Origin of the sequence: Streptomyces sp. NPDC052020, from assembly GCF_040680575.1 — a bacterium.
Taxonomy (GTDB): Bacteria; Actinomycetota; Actinomycetes; order Streptomycetales; family Streptomycetaceae; genus Streptomyces.
The window spans coordinates 1-1724 of record NZ_JBFAWY010000096.1; the positions used below are offsets into that span (position 1 = coordinate 1).

At 77.2% G+C, this 1724-nt stretch carries 1 protein-coding gene; it reads left to right on the forward strand.

Annotation, left to right across the window (positions count from 1 at the left end; translation table 11 throughout):
- Positions 1 to 1724 (forward strand): polyketide synthase dehydratase domain-containing protein (locus tag AB0L74_RS34800; protein ID WP_365661629.1); only part of this gene is annotated, 1724 nt, incomplete at both ends.

Below are 1724 nucleotides of genomic sequence, written 5' to 3' on the forward strand. Positions count from 1 at the left end.
CGCCTCTGGGCCCACGGACACACCGTCGACTGGACCGCCCCGCACACCGGCAGCCCCGCCCGCCACGTCGACCTGCCCACCTACCCCTTCCAGCGCCGGCACTACTGGATCGACGCGGTGGCCGAGCGGGCCGACGTGGGCTCCGCGGGTCTGGACGCCGCGGAGCACCCGCTTCTCGGCGCGGCGATCACCCTGCCGGAATCGAGCGGTGTGGTGCTGACGGGGCGGATCGGCCTGCGGACCCACGCCTGGCTCGCCGACCACCTCGTCATGGGTACCGCCGTCCTGCCCGGGGCGGCGCTCGTCGAACTCGCGCTGCGGGCCGGCGACCACGTGGGCTGCGGGCTGCTGGAGGAACTGGCCCTCGAAGCGCCGCTCGTCCTGCCCCGCAGCGGTGCCCGCGACCTGCGGGTGACCGTGGGTGAGCCGGACGCGTCGGGGCGACGTCAGGTCAGCGTGTACTCGCGGGCCACGGACACCGCGCCGGACGCCTGGACCCGGCACGCCGACGGCGTCCTCGCGACCGGCGCGGGAGCGGCGCACGCCGGGGCGGACCTCGGTGTGTGGCCGCCGGAGAGCGCCTCCAGGGTGGACCTGGGCGGGCTCTACGAGACGCTGGCCGCCGACGGGCTCGACTACGGCCCGGTCTTCCGGGGCCTGCGTGCCGCCTGGCGGCGCGGCGGCGAGATCTTCGCCGAGGTGGTCCTTCCGGAGGACGCGCAGGCCGCCGCCGGTGCCTTCGGTCTCCATCCCGCGCTCCTGGACGCCGCCCTGCACGCGAGCGAGCTGCTGGGCGGGGACACCCGGGAGCCGGGGCGCGGGGCGAGCCTGCCGTTCGCGTGGAGCGACGTGTCGCTGCACGCCTCGGGGGCGACCGCGCTGCGGGTCAGGCTCTCGGCGGTCGGCGGCGACACGGAGACGGTGTCGCTCGACCTGGCCGACCTGACGGGGGCGCCGGTGGCGACGGTGCGCTCGATGGCGGCGCGTCCGGTGTCGGCCGAGCAGATCGCGGCGGCGCGCGACGGTTCGCTGCCGCTGTACCAGGTGGAATGGGTCCCGGTCGCGACGTCCGGGGCCGGGGAGGTCCCCGGCGACTGGGTGGTGCTCGGCCCCGAGGCGGACAAGTGGTCCTGGACGGGTCTCCGGGCCTGCCGGGACGTGGCCTCGCTCGGGGACGCGGTGCCGCCGGTGGTGCTGCTGCCGGTCCCGGCCGTCGAGTTCGGCACGGCCGACCCGGGCGGCGCGGACGGCGCGGACGGCGCGGACGGCGCGGACGGCGCGGAGACGCTGCCCGCGCGGCTGCGCACGGTCCTGGGCGAGGTGCTGGTCACGCTCCAGCAGTGGCTGGCGCAGCCGCGTCTGGCGTCGTCCCGGCTGGTCGTCGTCGCGCGGGAGACGGGCGGCCCCGCCGGCCTGGTCGCCTCGGCGGTCGGTGGTCTGGTCCGCGCGGCCCAGGAGGAGAACCCGGGCTGCTTCGTGCTGGCCGCTTGGGACGGCGCGGAGGCGTCGCTCCGCCGCTTCCCCGCCGCGGTCGCCAGTGGCGAGCCGTGGGTGTCTCTCACGCCGGACGGCGTGTACGCGGCGCGGCTGGCGGAGGCCGGCCCGGACACCTCGTCCGGGACCGGGTTTGAGGCATGGGACCCGCAGGACACCCTCCTCATCACCGGCGGCACCGGCGGACTCGCCACCCTCGCCGCCGAACACCTCGTCACCCACCACGGCAT